We start from the raw sequence: 13,201 nt of genomic DNA, 5'->3' as shown, positions 1-13,201 counted from the left end.
AGGCTACCGTCCAGGCGCCCACCGCGGCGAACAGCATTCCGAACGCCATGAACTCGATCATTCCGGTCAGGACCATTCGCTTCAGCATCGCCGTGCCTCCTCTGTGCGCGGTCCATTATGTTCATGTTTTGTTCTAGAGGAAGGGGCTGGACGCGGCGCGTCGGCTGCTTCTCGTCGGCATGGTAAAAAGATCGTTGCTGCGCTTCGGCCGGGCTGGCATCACCCCCGCTGCGTACTGAATTCGTCATCGGATCGGGGGGTTCGGAGGAGCAGGTCATTCCCGCGATACGGACGGTCGGACGGATCGAGGTCGCGCTCGTGGCTGTCGGGACACACGGCGACGTGCTGCCGTTCATCGCGCTCGGCCACGCCCTCCGCGCGCGCGGGCACGGCGTCGCCCTGGCCGCGCCGGCACCGTTCGAGCCGATGGCCCGGCGGGCGGGCCTCGCCTTCCAGTCCCTGGGGACGGTCGCCGATTACGAGGCGGTGATCGGTGCGCCGGAACTCTGGCACCCCCGCTGGGGCTTCAAGCCGATGTTCGACTACGCCCTGCGGATGACCGAACCCACCTGTCTGTGGCTGGGTGCCACCCGGGCGCGGACCCGGGATCTCGTCGTGGTGGCGTCGCCGCTCAGCTGGGGCGCGCGGTTCGCCCAGGATCTGTACGATCTACCCACCGCCACGCTGCACGTGATGCCCTTCCTGATCGAGAGCCGGTTCGAGCCGCCCCGGATGCCCGGATTGCCGTTGCCGCGGCTGCTCCCGGCGCGCCTGCAGGCCTTCATCAACCGGGGCATCGACAAGGTCGTGGTGGGTCCGTTCACGCTGCCGCCGCTCAACGCGCTGCGCCACCACCTCGGCCTCGATCCGGTGCGCCGGCTGCGCCACTGGTGGAACAGCCCGACCCGCATGCTGCTGATGTTCCCCGGCTGGTACGCCGCCCCGCAGGCCGACTGGCCGGCCCAGGCGGTGCAGCTCGGCTTCCCGCTGGTCGACCGGTTCGGCGACGTGGCGGCCATGCCGCCGGACCTGGAGGTCTTCCTGGCCTCGGGCGATGCCCCGATCGTGTTCACCTACGGCTCGGCCATGCGTCAGGGGGCGGCCTTCTTCGAGACCGCCGTAGAGACGTGCCGCCGGATGGGGCGCCGGGGCGTCCTGCTCGCACCGCAGGGAGGCCAGATCCGCAAGCCGCTTCCCGAGGGGATCATCCACGTGCCCTACGCGCCCCTGAGCGCGCTGCTGCCGCGGAGCGCCGCCCTGGTGCACCACGGTGGCGTCGGAACGGTGGCACAGGCTCTCGCGGCCGGCATCCCGCAGCTCGTCGTGCCGGTGGCGTTCGATCATTTCGACGAGGGCCGCCGCCTCCAGGATCGGGCCCTCGGCATCACCCTGAGCCGCCGGGCGTTCCGGCCCGCCCGCGCCGCCCGGGTGATCGGGCGGCTGCTGAGCGACGCGGCGGTGACCCGTGCCTGCGCGCGGGCCAAGGCGCGCATGGCGGAGAGCCACGACGCCATTGCCGAGGCCTGCGCTCAGGTCGAGGCGCTGGCCGACGAGCGCGGGCGGACCGCGCCCGATCCCCGTGCCCCGGAGGGCGGCAGGCGGACACCCTGAAACTGCCGACAGGCAGACGTCGGAGCCGCGTCGCGGGCCCTGGTTTCTGCCTCAGGTCGGAGATCGGTGTGGGAGGCCGCAATCGGAGATCGGCCGCGGCGGTTTGCCTTCGAGGTCTCAAGGCGCCGCCGCGACCTCGGTGCGGACGCGCGGGTTCAGTGGCCCAGGAGGAGGCTCGCCGAGCCGATGAGCGTCGCGAGCAGGCCGCTCACGAAGGCGCCGATCATCGCGTAGGAGACAACCTTAAGCTTCATGTACGCCGATCCCCCGGCTCAGCAGCGGTAGCCGCCGGTGGTCTGCCCGTACTGCTTCACCGGGCGGGTCTGCTGATCGGCGTTGCCCTCCGCCGCGGAACTCATCGGGCAGCCCTCGTAGAAGGGCATGTCGTGGGCGCCGAGGCCGAGCGCGCCGGTGGTCTCGGGCGCGTAGGGCACGAAGCCGGTCCAGCGGCCCCGGTTCTCCGCCATGGCGGACGAGAGCGGTGCGGCACCAAGGACAAGCGCGGTGAGGGCGATGGCGATACGGTTCTTCATGGCAGGGCTCCAGAGATATCGCAGTACAGGCCGGTTGTTCGGCTCTGTTTTGTCTTGCGTGATTGCAATGTAGTGAGCCGATGTCTTTCGCGGCGTGACGCGCCGCACGCGGCAGGATGGATTAAAAATCGCGGCGTTTCGGGCGCGTCTCGGGCCCGTCTCGCGCCCTCGTGGCGGGGCCGGACGCGGTTTGCCGCGACGGTGAGAGCCGGCCCACATCGAGGAGGGACACGGCGGTCCGGCACACGGGATCCGGAGATCCGCGGAACGGATCCCCGAGCAGCGCTTCGCCCCAGGCGGTGTCCGATCGAGACCCGCGATCGCCGGGCGCCCGTCCGTCATCGGGGACGCACGGCATCGGCGCGCATTGCGCCGCCTTATCGGCTCGCTTCGCCGGCACCGCCGTCCGGGACTGGTGTGAGGGCCGGGCCGATGCCGGCGCCCGGTACGGTCCCCGGGGCGTGTCGCAGCCTAATCGAGCGGCGTGATCAGCCCGTCGCGGATGGTTACCCGGCGGTCCATGCGCGCGGCCAGCTCGAGGTTGTGGGTCGCCACCAGGGCGGCCAGTCCGGAGGCCCGCACCAGGGCGAGCAGCACCGAGAAGACGTGGCCGGCCGTGCCCGGGTCGAGGTTGCCGGTGGGCTCGTCGGCCAGCAGCAGCCGCGGACCGTTGGCGACCGCCCGGGCGATGGCGACGCGCTGCTGCTCGCCGCCCGACAGTTCGGCGGGGCGGTGCGGCAGCCGGTTCTTGAGGCCGAGGAAGCCGAGCAGTTCGGTGGCGCGGGCCTTCGCCTCCGCGCTCTTCAGGCCGCGGATGAGCTGCGGCATCACCACGTTCTCCAGCGCCGAGAATTCCGGCAGCAGGTGGTGGAACTGGTAGACGAAGCCCATCTCCTCGCGCCGGAGGCGGGTGCGTTCCGCATCCGGCATGGCGGCGGTGGGCTGGCCGCCGATATAGACCTCGCCCCCGTCCGGCCGTTCCAGCAGCCCGGCGAGGTGCAGCAGGGTCGACTTGCCGGCGCCCGACGGCGCGACCAGCGCCACGAGCTCTCCCGGCCAGATCGCGAGATCGGCGCCGCGCAGGATCTCCAGGGCGCCCTCGGCCTGAGGGTAGCGCCGCTCGACGCGGGAAAAGAACAGGGCCGGAACCGGCGGGTCGCCGGTCGTCTGGCTCGGATCGCTCATGGGTGGTGGCCCGTCAGCCGTAGCGGAGGGCCTGCACCGGATCGAGCCGGGCGGCGCGCCAAGAGGGATAGAGCGTCGCCGCGAGCGACAGCAGCAGGGAGGTGATCACCACGGCGGTGATCTCCTTCGGATTCATCTGGGCCGGGATCTCGGCGAGGAAGCGCACGGTCGGATCCCAGGCCCCCGGAAACAGCACGTGCTGGATCGGCTTGATGTTCAGCGTGATCAGGACGCCGAGGGTCAGCCCGCCCAGCGTGCCGACGATACCGATCAGCGCGCCGTTGATCAGGAACACGCGCATGATCGTGCCGGGCGTCGCCCCCATGGTGCGCAGGATGGCGATGTCGCTCGACTTGTCGCGCACCAGCAGGATCAGGCCTGAGACGATGTTGAGCGTCGCCACCACGACGATCAGGCTGAGGATCAGGAACATCACGTTCCGCTCGACCTCCAGCGCCCCGAAGAAGGTCCGGTTGCGCTGGCGCCAGTCGGTGAGCAGGATCGGGCGCTCGGCCGCCATCTCCAGGGGCTCGCGCATGTCGCCGACATGGTCGGGATCGTCGACATAGATCTCGATCATGCTGACGTCGCCGTCCTTGTTGAAGAAGGCCTGCGCCTCAGCCAGCGGCATGAACACGAAGGTCTGGTCGAACTCGGTCATGCCGACTTCGAACACCGCCTTGACCGTGTAGCTCTTGGTGCGCGGCGCCGTCCCGAAGGGCGTGGACGAGCCCTTGGGCGTCACCAGCGTGATCGTGTCCCCGGCCTGGAGACCGAGGGTATCGGCGAGCCGCCGGCCGATCAGCACGCCGGTGCCGTCGTCGAAGCCCTCCAGGGTGCCGCCGCGGATCGACGAAGACACCGCCGCCAGCGCGTCGAGGTCGGCGGCGCGCACGCCGCGGATGATGACGCCCGAGCCGCCGTACTGCGACGAGGCGAAGGCCTGCCCCTCCACCAGCGGCACCGCCGCGCGCACGCCCGCTACCTTGGACAGGCGCTCCGAGAGGTCGGTCCAGTCGTTGAACGGGCGGTCGATCGGCGTCGCGAACAGGTGGCCGTTGATGCCGACGATCTTCGACAGCAACTCCGCCCGGAAGCCGTTCATCACCGACAGGACGATGATCAGCGTGGCGACGCCGAGCGTTATGCCGAGCACCGAGAAGAACGCCACCACCGAGACGCCGCCACCCCGGCGGCGCGCCCGCAGGTAGCGGCCGGCAAGGATCCACTCGAACGGCGCGAACGGCGGGGTGCCCGCGCGGAGCGACGTCGCAAAGGTCTTCACCCGATCCAGCGCCGCTGATGCCGCCATCGGATTGACTCAGACGCGCCGGATGCGTGCCAGCAGGTCGACGGTCGCGAGGCTCTCGCGCTCGCCGCCGGCGCGCCGCTTCAACTCGACCTTGCCCTCGGCCAGACCCTTGGGCCCGACGATCACCTGCCAGGGCAGGCCGATCAGGTCGGCGGTGGCGAACTTGGCGCCCGGGCGCTCGTCGCGGTCGTCGTAGAGCACTGACAGGCCGGCGGTCTCCAAGTCGGACTGGATCTGCGCGCAGGCCGCGTCGGTGCCGGCATCGCCGACCTTCAGGTTGATCAGGGCCACGTCGAAGGGCGCCACGGAATCCGGCCAGATGATGCCGGCCTCGTCGTGGCTGGCCTCGATGATCGCCGCCACCAGCCGGCTGGGACCGATGCCGTAGGACCCCATATGGACCGGCCGCTCGATCCCGTCCGGACCCGCGACCTTGGCGCCCATCGGCTCGGAATACTTGGTGCCGAAATAGAAGATGTGCCCGACCTCGATGCCGCGGGCCGCGAGGCGGCTCGCCTCCGGCACCGCCGCGAAGGCCTCCGGCTCGTGCATCTCCTCGGTGGCGGCGTAGTGCGAGGTCCAGGCATCGACGATGCCCTGAAGGCCGGCGACGTCGTCGAAATCGACCGTCTCGGGCGGGGTGTCGAAGCCGAGATAGGCCTGGTCGCAGAAGACCTCGCTCTCGCCGGTCTTGGCCAGGATGATGAACTCGTGGGACAGGTCGCCGCCGATCGGACCGGTATCGGCGCGCATCGGGATCGCCTTGAGGCCCAACCCCGCGAAGGTGCGCAGGTACGCCACGAACATCCGGTTGTAGGCGTGGCGCGCCCCCGCCTGGTCGAAGTCGAACGAGTAGGCGTCCTTCATCAGGAACTCGCGCGAGCGCATCGTGCCGAAGCGCGGCCGCACCTCGTCGCGGAACTTCCACGAGATCTGGTAGAGATTCTTGGGCAGGTCCTTGTAGGAGCGCACGCTCGCCCGGAAGATCTCGGTGACCATCTCCTCGGCGGTGGGCCCGTAGAGCATCTCGCGCTCGTGCCGGTCCTTCAGGCGCAGCATCTCCTTGCCGTAGGCGTCGTAGCGGCCGGATTCCCGCCACAACTCGGCGGATTGCACCGTCGGCATCAGGATCTCGATGGCACCGGAGCGATCCTGCTCCCGGCGGATCACCGCGCAGACGCGCTCAAGGACCCGGAGGCCGAGCGGCAGCCACGCGTAGATGCCGGCCGATTCCTGGCGGACCAGGCCGGCGCGCAGCATCAGCCGGTGCGAGACGATCTCGGCTTCCTTGGGCGTCTCGCGCAAGGTCGGCATGAAGTAGCGGGAGAGACGCATGTCGTCAGAATCTTGGAAGTGGATCCGGCCGGGAGGAGCCGCGGCGCGCCGGCACACAACACGCCGGAGACGCAAATTACAAGCACTGCGGGACCAAGGCGCGGCGTAATCGCGGCGAAGCGGTGGCGCCGGGGGTATGTCGGCCCGGGGGCTGCCCATCGCGGAAGCGGTCTGCCCATTTGCCGGCAAGAAAGCGCAGATTTTTCTCGCAGACCCGGTGACAACACGAATTGTTGTTCCTATAAGCGTCCGGCGATGTTTGCGACGCCCGGAAGAGGTGGCGCAAGGTCCGAGTCTTGGGAGGAAAAGCGACCACCCCGCAGCCAATGCGAGGGATATTCAAAGGTCGATACACTGAAGCTTGAAAAGCAAGGCCTTCGGCCTTGCTTTTTTTATTCTTGGCGGCAGTCCGCACCGGTCCCGGTCCGGCAGCGCCTCCGCCCGAAGCCGCTCCCGACCGCCCTGTGGAGAGCGGTCAAAGCGTGCAGAACCCATGCCGGCGTCTACATTTCGACAGTGCGGGCCCCGTCCTTAACCCGGCAGGCTCTTCGGCCGCGCATGGTCGCTCGCGAACGACCCGTGCGAGCCCGCCATGCACTTCCAGATCCGCCAGGATGGCAAACGCTGGTCCTGGGTCCTGCTCAGCGACGCCCACGAGCCGATCGCCGCGTCGGACCAAGCCTATCCGTCGGCCGCCCAGGCCTCGGCGGCGGCCCTCGCCTTCGCCCATCTGGTCGCCCGGGCGGGCAGGTCCCTGACGGTGACCCCCTCGGGGCCCCTGCTCTGAGCCGCTCTACAGCCCGGTAAGCGGGAACACCGCCAGGGCGATCAGGAAGGCGGCCCCGGCCACGAGGGTCGTCCAGATCGCCTTCTCGCGCAGCCGCGGCGCGGCCGGCGCGCCCGGATCCTGCCCCGGCACCACGTGGCTGGCCCGGGTCTCCGGCTGGTTGCGCAGCGGCAGGACCGCGAAGAGCAGCGTCCACCAGACCACGAAGTAGAGAGCGATCGCGCCGCCCACCGTCAGCTTGAACAGGCTCACCCCCGCGGCCACGAAGGCGGCGACCAGCGCGGTGATGACGGCGAGCGTCATCGGCGTCGAGCGGGTGAGCGTGGTCATCATCCGTCTCAGACCTGTTCGAGCTCGACCAGCGTGCCCAGAAAATCCTTCGGGTGCAGGAACAGGACCGGCTTGCCGTGGGCGCCGATCCGCGGCTCGCCCGTCCCGAGCACCCGCGCGCCGTCAGCCTTCAGCTTGTCGCGGGCGGCCAGGATGTCGTCCACCTCGTAGCAGACGTGATGGATGCCGCCGCCCGGATTGCGGGCCACGAAGGCCTCGATCGGTGAACCCTCGCCGAGGGGGGACATCAATTCGATCTTGCTGTTGGGCAATTCCACGAACACGACCGTCACGCCGTGCTCCGGCTGCGGAAGCGGCGGCGTGATCGTGGCGCCCAGCGTGTCGCGGTAAACCGCGCAGGCGGCGTCGAGATCCTGCACGGCGATGGCCACGTGGTTGAGACGACCGATCATGGTGGTTCCTCCCCTAGCGCGCACCGATCGGCAGGCTGCGCCGTCCCCGTTCCCCGCGCGCATCCGGAGGTGCCGGCGCGCAGCGGAGGCCTCGCGAGAGCCGTCCGGGGATTGCGCTGCCGGCCCGAGAGCGCCTGAGAGGCCCACTCGCGCGGGCCTCTCAGGAGGGGGGACGGGTGCTGGACCTGCCGCGATACGTCGTCTGGCTTCGTACCTTAAACTTCCACGACCTGCACGTGGCAGGCCGGCTTCTTGCCCCAGACCTCGTTGGCGGCGGTGCGCACCGCCCGGTCGACCGTCTTCTCGACGCTCTCCGAGTCCTTGAGCTTGCCCCGCGACATCCCCGACAGGGTCCGGGAGACCGCGTCGACGACCGTCTCGATCAGCGGCTCACCCGACCGGCCCCGGTTCGGCAGGCCGATGATGTCCACCGCCGGCTCGCCCAGCACGACGCCGTCCTCGTCGATGGCGATGGCCACCGAGACGAGGCCGGCCTGCATGAGCTTGCGCCGCTCCGGGATCGCCCGGTCCTTCTCGTCGATCAGGACGTCGCCGTCCTTGAACAGGCGGCCGGCCTTCACGTTGTCGATCACCGCCGGGGTGCCGGGGCTCAGGCGGATGAGGCTGCCGTTGCGGGCCTTGACGACGTTCTGCACGCCCTGCGCCCGGGCGAAACGGGCATGCTCGTCGAGGTGCAGCGCCTCCCCGTGGACCGGAATGGCCGTGCCGGGGCGGGTCCAGCGGTACATCTCGACCATCTCGTCCCGGCGCGGGTGGCCGGAGACGTGGACGAGTTCGGTGCGGTCGGTGATCACCTCGACCCCCTGCTCGATCAGGTCGTTGATGATCGATCCGACATCGCGCTCGTTGCCGGGGATGGCCCGCGAGGAGAAGATCACCTGGTCGCCCGGGGCGAGGCTGATATCCGGATGGTCGCGGCGGGAGACCCGCGCGAGCGCCGCCCGCGGCTCGCCCTGCGAGCCGGTGAGCAGGGCCACGACCCGCTCGCGCGGCAGCGACTTCCACGAATCCGCGCGGCGGAACTCGGGCAGGCCGTCGAGGTAGCCGCATTCGCGGGCGACATCGATCACCCGGTCCATGGCGCGGCCGACCGCGATGACCTCGCGCCCGCAGGCGACGGCAGCCTCGGCGACGGCGCGGATGCGGGCGACGTTCGATGCGAAGGTGGTCACCGCGACCCGGTGGGGCGCGTCCGCGATCAGCGTCTTCAGGGTCTCGGCCACGGTCTTCTCGCTGGGCGAGAAGCCCTCGCGCACCACGTTGGTCGAGTCGCAGACGATGGCGAGGATCCCCTCGTCGCCCAGGGCCGTGAAGGCCTCCGGCGAGGTCACTGAGCCGGCGACCGGCGTCGGATCGATCTTCCAGTCGCCGGTATGGAGCACGAGGCCCGCGGCGGTGCGGATCGCGATCGCGTTCGATTCCGGGATCGAGTGCGAGACCGGCACGTATTCGAGTTCGAACGGTCCGACGGTCACGCGCCGGCCGGGCTTCACCTCCCGCAGGTCGACCTTCGGGGCGCCGGGCTCGGACAGCCGGCGCGTCTCCAGCAGGTTCTTGGCGAAGCGGGTCGCGTAGACCGGCGCCTTCAGCCGCGGCCACAACTCCGAGATCGCCCCGATATGGTCCTCGTGCGCGTGGGTGATGAAGATTCCCAGCAGGTCCTTGCGCCGCTCCTCGATGAAGGAGAGGTCCGGAAACATCAGGTCGACGCCCGGCATCTTCTCTTCGCTTGCGAAACCCATGCCGCAATCGACCATGATCCACTTGCGGCCCTTCTCCGGCCCGAAGCCGTAGAGCGCCGCATTCATCCCGATCTCGCCCACGCCGCCGAGCGGCAGGAAGACGAGCTCCTCCTGTCCCTTAACCATGTCTGTCGTCGTCCAAACTCAGGCCGCCGTCGCGGCCGATCCGAAATGCACCTCGCCCGCCGTCACGGTATGCCGGTTCCCATCGGGGGCGAGGATCACGAGCCGCCCCCCCTCGTCGATTGTCTCGAACACGCCCCGCAGGATGTGCCCGCCGCTGTGCACCGCGATCTCCGATCCGAGACCGGCCGCCCGCGCGAGCCAGTCGGCGCGCAGGGCAGCGAAATTCCGTCCCCGGTCCCAGGCGCGCGCCCGCGCGTCCATCCGGTCCGAGAGATGTTCCAGTAGCGCCTCGGCGCCGGCCGCGTAACCCGTCGCGGCCAAGCTCGTCGCGCCGCGAACCTCGGGAGCTGCCGCGACGTTCACGCCGAAGCCGACCACGACGGCGCGTCGCCCCCCCGGCAGCATCTCGGCTTCCAGGAGCAGGCCCGCGAGCTTGCCCCCGTCGCGCAGCACGTCGTTCGGCCACTTCAACTTCAGAGATCGGGCGGCAGGGGCGGAAACGGTATCCGGCAGGGTGCCGCAGGCCGCCACCAACGCCTCGATCAGCGCCAGGCCCGCCACGAAGCCCAACTCGGCGAGTTGCGCGGGCGGGACGCCGACCACCGGCCAGAGCACGCTTGCCGCGAGGTTGCCGGGCAGCGAGGCCCAGCCGTTGCCGCGCCGGCCACGGCCGGACTCCTGCCGGTGGGTGACCACCCACAGCGGCCCGGTCTCGCCCGCGCGCGCCTGCGCCATCGCCTCCGAGTTGGTCGAGCCGAGGGTGTCGTGGACGTGCAGGCGGTGACCCCGGGCGCGTGCCCCGGGTCCGAGTCGGTAGCTCAAGACCGTCCTAGAACAGCGACCGGGCGGCCCGACCGGCGGCGCCGACCAGCGGTCCGGGCAGCAGGAAGAACAGCACCACCACGACGCTTGACAGGGCCAGCACCACGCGCAGGCCCGGCGCCATCGCCTCGTAGGGCTCCTTCGGCTCGTCGAAATACATGATCTTGACCAGCCGCAGGTAGTAGTAGGCGCCGACCACGCTGGTCACGACGCCGATCACCGCCAGCGTCACGAGGCCGGCCTTTATGGCGGCCGCGAAGACGTAGAACTTCGCGAAGAACCCGGCCAGAGGCGGGATGCCGGCCAGCGAGAACATCATCGCGGCGAGGCAGAAGGCCAGCCACGGATGCGTGCGCGACAGGCCCGACAGGTCCTCGATCTTCTCGAACATCACGTCCCGGCGCCGGAGCGACAGGATGATCGCGAAGGTGCCGAGCGTCATCGCAAGGTAAATGATCATGTAGGTGACCAGCCCGCTGATGCCCTCCTCCGAGCCGCAGGCCAGGCCGATCAGCGCGTAGCCGATATTGGCGATCGACGAGTAGGCCATCAGGCGCTTGATCGAGCTCTGGCCGATGGCCGCGAACGAGCCCAGCGCCATCGACACGACCGAGACGAAGATGAAGATCTGCTGCCAGATCGCCGTCACGTCCGGCATCGCGCCGATGAACACCCGCACGGTCATCGCCACGGCGGCCATCTTGGGCGCGGTGGCGAAGAAGGCCGTCACCGGGGTGGGCGAGCCCTCGTAGACGTCGGGCGTCCACATGTGGAACGGCACCGCCGCCATCTTGAAGCAGACGCCCGCGGCCAGGAACACGATCCCGAGCACGATGCCCAGGCCCGCGTTCTCGTTCAGGGCCGAGACGATGCCGGGGAACGAGACCGTGCCGGTGAAGCCGTAGACCAGCGATGCGCCGTAGAGCAGCATGCCGGACGAGAGCGCTCCGAGGACGAAGTACTTGAGGCCCGCCTCGGTGGACTTGACGTCGTCCCGGTGGAACGCCGCGATCACGTAGGCAGCGAGCGACTGCAGCTCCAGACCGAGATAGAGGGCGATCAGGTCGTTGGCTGAGACCATCACCATCATGCCGATGGTGCAGAGCACGATCAGCACCGGAAACTCGAACCGGTCGATGCGCTCGCGCTTGAAGAAGTCGTGCGCCAGCAGGATCGTCGCCGAGGAGCCGAGCAGCACCAGCGACTTCATCACCTTGGAGAACGAATCCGAGACGAAGGCGCCCGACAGGGTCGTGACCCGCCCGTGCACCGGCTGGGAGATCACCACCGAGAGGGCGACGAGGAGCAGGATCAGGGCGCCGACACTCACGGTCTCGGCGGAGCGGTCGCCGCGCCAAGCCCCGTAGAGGATCAGGACCATCACGCCGATCCCGAGGATCAGCTCGGGCAGGAGCGGGGCCAACGAGGGCAGGACGGAGTGGACGGTGGGCATGTCTTCCGTCTCAGCGCGGGACCGGCAGCGCGGCGGCCGCGGTCTGGGTGTTGGACAGGGCGGCCTTCATGCTGGTCATCAGCGCGTCGGTCGAGGGCGCGAACACGTCGAGCACGGGGGCGGGATGCACGCCGTAGTAGATCGTCAGGGCCACCAGCGGCGCCAGGATGATCTTCTCGCGGGTATCGAGATCCATGATGCCCTGGAGGTTCGGCTTCTCCAGCTTGCCGTAGACCACCCGCGCGTAGAGCCACAGAGCGTAGCCTGCCGACAGGATGATGCCGAAGGTCGAGAAGAACGCCACGTTCGGGTTCGCCTTGAAGGCGCCCAGCATCGCCAGGAACTCGCCGACGAAGCCGGAGGTGCCGGGCAGGCCGACATTGGCCATGGTGAAGATCAGCATGGCCACCGCGTAGAGCGGCATCCGCTTCACGAGGCCGCCATAGGCGGCGATCTCGCGGGTGTGCATCCGGTCGTAGACGACGCCGACGCAGAGGAAGAGCGCGCCCGACACGATGCCGTGGGAGATCATCAGGAACAGCGCGCCCTGGATGCCCTGCTCGTTCAGCGTGAACAGGCCCAGCGTGACGAAGCCCATATGGGCCACCGACGAGTAGGCGATCAGCTTCTTGATGTCGGTCTGCATCATCGCGGTGAGCGAGGTGAAGATGATCGCGATCACCGACAGCGCGAAGACGAGGGGCGCGAAGTCGTGGCTCGCCACCGGCAGCATCGGCAGGGAGATCCGGATGAAGCCATAGCCGCCCATCTTCAGGAGGATGCCGGCCAGGATCACCGAGCCGGCGGTGGGCGCCTCCACGTGAGCGTCGGGCAGCCAAGTGTGGACCGGCCACATCGGCATCTTCACCGCGAAGGAGGCGAAGAAGGCGAGCCACAGCCACGTCTGCATCTGCGCCGGGAAGCGGGTCTGCAGCAGGGTCGGGATGTCGGTGGTGCCGGCCTGCCAGTACATCGCCATCACGGCGAGCAGCATCAGCACCGAGCCGAGCAGCGTGTAGAGGAAGAACTTGAAGCTCGCGTAGATCCGGCGCTGTCCACCCCAGATCCCGATGATCAGGAACATCGGGATCAGGCCGGCCTCGAAGAACAGGTAGAACAGCAGCAGATCGAGCGACGCGAACACGCCAATCATCGTCGTCTCAAGGACCAGGAAGGCGACGAAGTACTCCTTCACCCGGAAGTGGATCGAGTGCCACGAGGCGCCGATGCAGAACGGCATCAGGAACGTGGTCAGCAGGATCAGCGGCATCGAGAAGCCGTCGACGCCGAGCTTGAACCGGATCGTCTCGGCCAACCACGGATGGCTCTCCACCAGCTGGAAGCTGGCTGACGCGGCGTCGTAGCGGTTCCAAGCCACCAGGGAGAGGAGAAAGGTGACGACCGTGGTGGCGAGCGCGGCCCAGCGGCTGTTGCGGGCGACCGATTCCTCGTCGCCGTTCAAAGTCAGGATGAAGGCCGCGCCGCAGAGCGGCACGATCAGCAGGCCGGAGAGGATGCCGAGGCCGAGCAT

Annotated in this window: 12 protein-coding genes; 2 read left to right on the top strand and 10 right to left on the bottom strand. The window is 69.1% G+C overall.

Translation table 11 applies throughout. The annotated features are described in order from the left end of the window. Window positions 1-303: 303 nt before the first annotated feature. On the top strand, window positions 304-1,611 hold the full coding sequence (locus tag MFF58_RS01115; RefSeq protein ID WP_238284864.1) for a glycosyltransferase: 1,308 nt from the start codon (window positions 304-306) through the stop codon (window positions 1,609-1,611). A gap of 272 nt (window positions 1,612-1,883) precedes the next feature. Here the strand turns inward: MFF58_RS01115 and MFF58_RS01110 are convergent, their stop codons facing one another. The 4 genes from MFF58_RS01110 to proS all read right to left on the bottom strand — a co-directional run bounded on the left by MFF58_RS01110 (window position 1,884) and on the right by proS (window position 5,976). After that, window positions 1,884-2,144, bottom strand: a complete 261-nt coding sequence (locus MFF58_RS01110; protein WP_238284716.1) for a hypothetical protein — start codon at window positions 2,142-2,144, stop codon at window positions 1,884-1,886. A gap of 471 nt (window positions 2,145-2,615) precedes the next feature. Then, window positions 2,616-3,329 carry an ABC transporter ATP-binding protein gene (locus MFF58_RS01105; protein ID WP_238284715.1) on the bottom strand — a complete coding sequence of 238 codons (714 nt, stop codon included), beginning with the start codon at window positions 3,327-3,329 and terminating at the stop codon, window positions 2,616-2,618. A gap of 13 nt (window positions 3,330-3,342) precedes the next feature. Beyond that, window positions 3,343-4,641 carry a lipoprotein-releasing ABC transporter permease subunit gene (locus MFF58_RS01100; RefSeq protein WP_238284714.1) on the bottom strand — a complete coding sequence of 433 codons (1,299 nt, stop codon included), beginning with the start codon at window positions 4,639-4,641 and terminating at the stop codon, window positions 3,343-3,345. Between the two features lie 9 nt (window positions 4,642-4,650). After that, complete coding sequence (proS, locus tag MFF58_RS01095; RefSeq protein ID WP_238284713.1) at window positions 4,651-5,976, bottom strand: proline--tRNA ligase; 1,326 nt, start codon at window positions 5,974-5,976, stop codon at window positions 4,651-4,653. 592 nt (window positions 5,977-6,568) lie between these two features. Here proS and MFF58_RS01090 point away from each other — a divergent pair. Next, on the top strand, window positions 6,569-6,763 hold the full coding sequence (locus MFF58_RS01090; RefSeq protein ID WP_238284712.1) for a hypothetical protein: 195 nt from the start codon (window positions 6,569-6,571) through the stop codon (window positions 6,761-6,763). Between the two features lie 6 nt (window positions 6,764-6,769). On the opposite strand, the gene MFF58_RS01085 is transcribed toward MFF58_RS01090, so the two are convergent. The 6 genes from MFF58_RS01085 to MFF58_RS01060 all read right to left on the bottom strand — a co-directional run bounded on the left by MFF58_RS01085 (window position 6,770) and on the right by MFF58_RS01060 (window position 13,201). Further along, window positions 6,770-7,096: a DUF1467 family protein gene (locus MFF58_RS01085; RefSeq protein WP_238284711.1), complete on the bottom strand. Its 327-nt coding sequence runs from the start codon at window positions 7,094-7,096 to the stop codon at window positions 6,770-6,772. 5 nt (window positions 7,097-7,101) lie between these two features. Then, on the bottom strand, window positions 7,102-7,506 hold the full coding sequence (gene mce, locus MFF58_RS01080) for a methylmalonyl-CoA epimerase (RefSeq protein WP_238284710.1): 405 nt from the start codon (window positions 7,504-7,506) through the stop codon (window positions 7,102-7,104). 215 nt (window positions 7,507-7,721) lie between these two features. Further along, on the bottom strand, window positions 7,722-9,395 hold the full coding sequence (locus MFF58_RS01075; protein WP_238284709.1) for a ribonuclease J: 1,674 nt from the start codon (window positions 9,393-9,395) through the stop codon (window positions 7,722-7,724). 18 nt (window positions 9,396-9,413) lie between these two features. After that, window positions 9,414-10,217: a biotin--[acetyl-CoA-carboxylase] ligase gene (locus MFF58_RS01070; protein WP_238284708.1), complete on the bottom strand. Its 804-nt coding sequence runs from the start codon at window positions 10,215-10,217 to the stop codon at window positions 9,414-9,416. A gap of 7 nt (window positions 10,218-10,224) precedes the next feature. Then, window positions 10,225-11,670, bottom strand: coding sequence for an NADH-quinone oxidoreductase subunit NuoN (nuoN, locus tag MFF58_RS01065; RefSeq protein ID WP_238284707.1), 1,446 nt, complete (start codon window positions 11,668-11,670; stop codon window positions 10,225-10,227). 10 nt (window positions 11,671-11,680) lie between these two features. Then, entirely contained in the window at window positions 11,681-13,201 is a 1,521-nt protein-coding gene (locus MFF58_RS01060; protein ID WP_238284706.1) for an NADH-quinone oxidoreductase subunit M, read from the bottom strand.

Origin of the sequence: Methylobacterium longum, assembly GCF_022179385.1 — a bacterium.
GTDB classification, from domain to species: Bacteria; Pseudomonadota; Alphaproteobacteria; order Rhizobiales; family Beijerinckiaceae; genus Methylobacterium; species Methylobacterium longum.
Note: the sequence above shows the minus strand (reverse complement) of the source record. Positions and strands in the feature narration are given on the sequence as shown.

What these genes read in the sequence shown, in the direction of transcription:
- MFF58_RS01110 (WP_238284716.1), bottom strand. Translation starts at nt 2,144, where the DNA reads ATGAAGAACCGTATCGCCATCGCCCTCACCGCGCTTGTCCTTGGTGCC.
- MFF58_RS01105 (WP_238284715.1), bottom strand. Translation starts at nt 3,329, where the DNA reads ATGAGCGATCCGAGCCAGACGACCGGCGACCCGCCGGTTCCGGCCCTG.
- MFF58_RS01100 (WP_238284714.1), bottom strand. Translation starts at nt 4,641, where the DNA reads ATGGCGGCATCAGCGGCGCTGGATCGGGTGAAGACCTTTGCGACGTCG.
- proS (WP_238284713.1), bottom strand. Translation starts at nt 5,976, where the DNA reads ATGCGTCTCTCCCGCTACTTCATGCCGACCTTGCGCGAGACGCCCAAG.
- MFF58_RS01090 (WP_238284712.1), top strand. Translation starts at nt 6,569, where the DNA reads ATGCACTTCCAGATCCGCCAGGATGGCAAACGCTGGTCCTGGGTCCTG.
- MFF58_RS01085 (WP_238284711.1), bottom strand. Translation starts at nt 7,096, where the DNA reads ATGATGACCACGCTCACCCGCTCGACGCCGATGACGCTCGCCGTCATC.
- mce (WP_238284710.1), bottom strand. Translation starts at nt 7,506, where the DNA reads ATGATCGGTCGTCTCAACCACGTGGCCATCGCCGTGCAGGATCTCGAC.
- MFF58_RS01075 (WP_238284709.1), bottom strand. Translation starts at nt 9,395, where the DNA reads ATGGTTAAGGGACAGGAGGAGCTCGTCTTCCTGCCGCTCGGCGGCGTG.
- nuoN (WP_238284707.1), bottom strand. Translation starts at nt 11,670, where the DNA reads ATGCCCACCGTCCACTCCGTCCTGCCCTCGTTGGCCCCGCTCCTGCCC.
- MFF58_RS01060 (WP_238284706.1), bottom strand. Translation starts at nt 13,201, where the DNA reads ATGCTCGGCCTCGGCATCCTCTCCGGCCTGCTGATCGTGCCGCTCTGC.